Raw genomic sequence first — 5,539 nt, 5'->3', positions numbered from 1 at the left:
GTGGGAGGTGCCGAGGAGGGAGGTGCCGGTGGCGGCCAGGGCGTCCAGCGCCTCCGTACGCACCTTGGAGGGGCCCCCGCCGACCGGCCTCCGTCAGCCGGCGAGTTCCTCGCGCAGCACCCGGGCCGCGCCGACCAGGCTGTCCAGGGACGCCCGGGTCTCCGGCCAGCCGCGGGTCTTCAGCCCGCAGTCCGGGTTGACCCAGAGCCGCTCGGCCGGGATCGCGGCCAGGCCCGCGCGCAGCAGCGTGACCGCCTCCTCGGTGCTGGGCACGCGCGGGGAGTGGATGTCCCAGACACCCGGGCCCACCTCGCGCGGGTAGCCGGCCCCGGCGAGTTCACCGGCCACCTCCATGTGCGAGCGGGTCGCCTCCAAGGAGATGACGTCCGCGTCGAGCTCGTCGATCGCCGTCATGACGGCGCCGAACTCGGCGTAGCACATGTGGGTGTGGATCTGGGTGTCCGCCCGCACGCCCGAGGTGGCCAGCCGGAAGGCCTCGGTGGCCCAGTCCAGGTAGGCCGGGCGGGCGGCGGCGCGCAGCGGGAGGGTTTCGCGCAGGGCCGGCTCGTCGACCTGGATGACGGCCGCTCCCGCCGCCTCCAGGTCGGTGACTTCGTCGCGCAGGGCGAGGGCGACCTGCCGGGCGGTGTCGGCGGACGGCTGGTCGTCGCGCACGAAGGACCAGGCGAGCATGGTGACCGGGCCGGTGAGCATGCCCTTGACCGGGCGCCGGGTCAGGCCCTGCGCGTAGCCGAACCACTCGGTGGTCATCGGGTGCGGGCGGGAGATGTCGCCGGCCAGGACCGGCGGGCGGACGTAGCGGGTGCCGTAGGACTGGACCCAGCCGTGCCGGGTGGCCAGGTAGCCGGTGAGCTGCTCGGCGAAGTACTGGACCATGTCGTTGCGCTCGGGCTCGCCGTGCACCAGGACGTCCAGTCCGGTCTTCTCCTGGTAGGCGATGACCTCGCGGACCTCGGCCTCCATCCGTTCCCGGTAGGCTGCCGCGTCGATCCGTCCGGCCGTCAAGTCGGCGCGAGCGGTGCGCAGTTCGGTGGTCTGCGGGAAGGAGCCGATGGTGGTGGTCGGCAGCAGCGGCAGGCCGAGCCGGGCGTGCTGGGCCTCGGCGCGCCGCGGGTAGGGCTGGGCGCGGCGGGCGTCGTCGGCCGTGACGGCGGCGGCCCGGGCGCGCACCGCCGGGTCGCGGGTGATCGGGGAGTTGGCGCGGGAGGCGAGGTCGGCGCGGTTGGCGGCGAGCTCGGCCGTGACGGCGCCGGTGCCCTCGCGCAGGGCCCGGGAGAGCAGGGCGGCCTCGCGTGCCTTCTGCTTGGCGAAGGCCAGCCAGCGGGCGATCTGCGGGTCGATGTCGCGCTCGGCGGCGGCGTCGATCGGCACGTGCAGCAGCGAGCAGGACGGCGCCACGTCGACGGTGTCCGCGAGGCCCAGCAGGGTGGCCAGGGTCGCGAGGGACTTCTCCAGGTCGTTGATCCAGACGTTGCGTCCGTCGATCACCCCCGCCACCAGCCGCTTGCCGGGCAGCCCGCCCGCCGCGGCGAGGTCTTCCAGGTTCGCCGCGGCGGGGCCGGTGAAGTCCAGCGCCAGGCCCTCGACCGGGGACTTGGCCAGCACCGTCAGCGCCTCGCCGAGCCGGTCGAAGTAGCTCGCGACCAGCAGCTTGGGCCGCCCGGTGAGGGCGCCCAGCTCACGGTAGGCGCGGGCGGCGGCGTTCAGCTCCGCCGGGGCGCGGTCCTGCACCAGCGCGGGCTCGTCCAACTGCGTCCACTCGGCGCCGGCGTCCTTCAGCGCCGCGAGCAGTTCCGCGTAGACCGGCAGCAGCCGGTCCAGCAGGGTGATCGGCTGGAAGTCGGCCGCCACCCCGGGGGCCGGCTTGGCCAGCAGCAGGTAGGTCACCGGGCCGACCAGCACCGGCCGGGCGGTGTGGCCGAGCGCGAGGGCCTCCGCGAACTCCGCGACCGCCTTGGCCGGGTTCGCGACGAACACCGTGTCCGGGCCCAACTCCGGCACCAGGTAGTGGTAGTTGGTGTCGAACCACTTGGTCATCTCCAGCGGGGCGACGTCCTGGTTGCCGCGCGCCATCGCGAAGTACCCGTCCAGCGGGTCGGCGTCGACCGCCTCCCGGTGCCGCGCGGGGATCGCGCCGACCGCCACGGTGGTGTCCAGCACGTGGTCGTAGAGCGAGAAGTCCCCGGTCGGCACCTCCGCCACCCCCGCCTCGGCGAGCTGCGCCCAGTTCGTCCGGCGCAGCTCGGCGGCGGCCGCCAGCAGCGCCCCGGCCGTGACCGCGCCCTTCCAGTACCCCTCGATCGCCTTCTTCAGTTCCCGGTCACGACCCTGCCGGGGGTAGCCGTACACGGTGGCCGTGGACGCCATGGCTGTGGACTGCGCTGTCAAGGGACTCTCCTTCGCGAGCCTGAATCCTCAAGTGCCCGGTGACGGCACGAGGACGCGAAGGGATGACGAACCCGGCGGCGGCCGTCACGAGAACGTACGGGCCTGATCCGCCTGGTATGGTCGCCGACCCGCCCACGAGGTCACCGGATGGCCGCGCGCGAACGGTCGCGCACGGGCAGTGGCAGGTCTTCGGACTCGCGGGCACGTCCACCCCGTGAAAGGCGGACACCTACTGGCCGTCGCTTCCCAGACCCGTCCCGGGTCCAGTGCGTATGACGGCGGTCGTTCCCACTCACCGCTGCGGGGCAGTCCCGGACTGGCCAGTCGAAAGGCGTCACCGGGTTCCCTCTTGCGACGCCCCGCCTGGCGGACGGGGCGAACCAGCTGCGCCGCCAGCCTAGGGGCAGAACGCCTCCTCCGGGGCGGAAATCTCGAAAGGCGTCCGCGTGGTGAGACGTCGCGGCCGCGAGCGGCTACCCGAGCGGCTGGTCGGCCTCGCCCTCCGGGTCCAGCTCCGGCACCGGGTGGGGCTTGCCCTCCGAGTCGACGGCCACGAAGACCAGCTGCGCCGTCGCGACCCTGGTGACGGGCCCGGCGAGGTTCCACCGCTCCGAGGTCACCACCACCGACACGTCCATCGACGTCCGCCCGGCGCGGCCGACCCGGGCGCGAACGGTGAGGAGGTCCCCCGCCTTGACGGGCGCCAGGAACGACATCTCCCGGACCGAGACGGTGACCGCGGGAACGCCGGCGTGCCGGCCCGCGGCGGCGGCGGCCGCGTCGTCGATCAGCTTCATCATCACGCCACCGTGCACCGTCCCGTAGAGGTTGGTGTCGTGGTCGCTCATGATGTGGGCGAGGGTGACCGCCGAGTCGGCCGGGGTGCGGGAGAGGACGGAGGGACTGGTCACAGCGACGGCCCGCCCGTCCTGGCGTCGCGGGAATCGTGGTCGGCGTTCCGCTGCACGGAACTCTCCTTCATGAGGTCGCGCGCCCCGGGCATGCGAAGGGGCGGGGAGCCGTCCGTATACGGCCCACCCGCACCGCCGGCCCGCCTCGGGGTCGTGGTGGGACCGCGGGCCACCACGGCACGCGGGCAGCGGCAGGTCTTCGGACTCGCGGGCACGCCCTCCCCGGTCCGGAACCAGGGGTGGACGCCTACCGGCCGTCGCGTCCCGGCTCCGTTGCCGGGCCCTGCGCACAGGACGGCGGTCGCTCCCGCTCACCGCTGCGGGGCGGTCCCGGACTGGCCAGTTGAAAGGCGTCACCGGGTTCCCTCGTGACAACGCCCCGCCTGGCGGGCGGGGCGAACCAGCTGCCCCGCCAGCTTACGTCCATCCGCGCAGCTCACGGCCACCGCCCACCTCTTCGGTCGGTCCACGCACGACCCCCGGGCCGGTACGCCGGGAAGAACGGCAGAATGTGCCGCATGCGGCACATCTACGTCATCGGCATCGGCGCGGGCGACCCCGACCACCTCACCCTGCAAGCGGTCAAGGCGCTCGGTCGCACCGATGTCTTCTTCATCCTCGACAAGAGCGAGGAACGACAGGACCTGATCCGGCTGCGCCGCCGGATGCTGGCCGACCACGGCCGGACGGGGCACCGCGTGGTCGAGGTGCCGGACGCGGAGCGGGACCGCACCACCCCCGCGTACGCGGCCGCCGTGGACGACTGGCGGGTGCGCCGCGCCGATCTGGTCGAGCGGCTGATCGCCGAGCACCTCGGCCCGGACGAGCGCGGCGCGTTCCTGGTCTGGGGCGATCCGGCCCTCTACGACAGCGTCATCGCGGTGGTGGAGGACGTGTCGACCCGCGGCGGGGCGCCGTTCGAGTACGAGGTGATCCCGGGCATCAGCAGCGTCTCCGCACTCGCCGCCCGGCACCGCACCACGCTGACCAGGGTCGGCCGCCCGGTGCAGATCACCACCGGGCGCCGCCTGGCCGAGGGGTTCCCCGAGGGGGTGGACGACGTGGTGGTGATGCTCGACGGCCGGGCCGCCTTCACCGAGATCGACCCCCGGGGGCTGGACATCCACTACGGCGCCTACCTCGGCACCCCCGACGAGGTGCTGGTCTCCGGGCCGCTCGCCGAGGCCGCCCCCCGGATCCGCGAGCTGCGCGAGCGGGCCCGCGAGCGCAAGGGCTGGATCATGGACACCTACCTGCTCCGGCGCTCGGAGGACTGACCGGGCGCGTCGCGCCGCGCCGGACGACGACGTCCGGCGCGACGACGGACCGGCGATCCTCCGCGCCCTGCGGGGGATATCCCCACCGTCCTCGCACCCGCTGCCCGGTTAGTCCGGTGGATCTTGAAAGGGAAGGCTGAAGGCATCCGGAAACTCCGGTTCCAAGGAGGATGTCTGATGTTCAGTCGGAACCCCGTTCGCCGTCGCGCGGCCCGCTTCGCGGCCGTCTCCGTGCTCGCCGCAGGACTCACCGCCGCGACGGTGGGCAGTGCCGGGGCGATCGTCAACGGGACGGACGCCGAGCGGCGCTACCCGTTCATGGCCTCGGTCCCGGTGTCGGCCCCGGGCCTGGACGACGGCGTCTGCGGCGCCTCGTTGATCGACCGCCAGTGGGTGCTGACGGCGGCCCACTGCGTCGACCCGAACCTGGTCACGCCCGGCGGCACCGTCCGGATCGGCAGCTCCGAACGCAAGTCCGGCGGCACCGTCCGCGCCATCGCCGCCACGTTCACCCACCCCGGCTACCGACAGGGAGGGGGCGCCGGGCCGAACCTGGACGACGTCGCGCTGATCCGCCTTGACCGCCCGGTGAAGGAACAGCCGGTTCCCATCGCCGAGCGGCCCGGCGCCCCCGGCACCCCGACCCGGCTGCTCGGCTTCGGCACCGTCGTCGACACCGGTGATCTCGGCGGTCTGCGGTTCCCCGATCACCTCCAGCAGCTCGACACCCGCCGGGCGGCCGAATCCGAGTGCGACCCGGGCTACGCCGGCCCCACCAGGCTGTGCACCGTCAGCCGGGTCCCGCGGGCGATGGCCTGTTTCGGCGACTCCGGCGGGCCGCAGATCCAGCGCGGCCGGGGCGGGCGGTGGGAGCTCATCGGCGTCACATCCGGCCCCGGCGTCGGCGGACACGTCCCGTGCGCCTCCGGCCCCGGCCTCTAC

Annotated in this window: 4 protein-coding genes and 2 riboswitches; of the genes, 2 read left to right on the top strand and 2 right to left on the bottom strand. The window is 74.0% G+C overall.

Translation table 11 applies throughout. The annotated features are described in order from the left end of the window. Positions 1 to 93: 93 nt before the first annotated feature. Together metE and ACFRMQ_RS37430 are read right to left on the bottom strand one after the other, a co-directional pair. Positions 94 to 2,409, bottom strand: a complete 2,316-nt coding sequence (metE, locus tag ACFRMQ_RS37435; protein ID WP_380735323.1) for a 5-methyltetrahydropteroyltriglutamate--homocysteine S-methyltransferase — start codon at positions 2,407 to 2,409, stop codon at positions 94 to 96. A gap of 183 nt (positions 2,410 to 2,592) precedes the next feature. Further along, a riboswitch (cobalamin riboswitch) is annotated at positions 2,593 to 2,760 on the bottom strand. A gap of 122 nt (positions 2,761 to 2,882) precedes the next feature. Next, the gene (locus ACFRMQ_RS37430; RefSeq protein WP_380735322.1) at positions 2,883 to 3,320 is read right to left on the bottom strand and encodes an acyl-CoA thioesterase; all 438 of its coding nucleotides are present in this window, start codon (positions 3,318 to 3,320) and stop codon (positions 2,883 to 2,885) included. Positions 3,321 to 3,513: 193 nt separating this feature from the next. Continuing rightward, positions 3,514 to 3,687, bottom strand: a riboswitch (cobalamin riboswitch). 151 nt (positions 3,688 to 3,838) lie between these two features. On the opposite strand from ACFRMQ_RS37430, the gene cobF reads away from it, so the two are divergent. Both cobF and ACFRMQ_RS37420 read left to right on the top strand, forming a co-directional pair. Next, a complete protein-coding gene (cobF, locus tag ACFRMQ_RS37425; RefSeq protein ID WP_380735321.1) occupies positions 3,839 to 4,597 on the top strand; it encodes a precorrin-6A synthase (deacetylating) in 759 nt (252 codons plus the stop codon). A 177-nt stretch (positions 4,598 to 4,774) separates the two neighbouring features. After that, positions 4,775 to 5,539 (top strand): S1 family peptidase (locus tag ACFRMQ_RS37420; RefSeq protein WP_380735319.1); only part of this gene is annotated, 765 nt, incomplete at its 3' end.

Source organism: Kitasatospora sp. NPDC056783, from assembly GCF_042789895.1.
Classification (GTDB): domain Bacteria; phylum Actinomycetota; class Actinomycetes; order Streptomycetales; family Streptomycetaceae; genus Kitasatospora.
The sequence above is the reverse complement of the archived record's forward strand: the minus strand, read 5'-3'. Positions and strand labels throughout refer to the sequence as shown.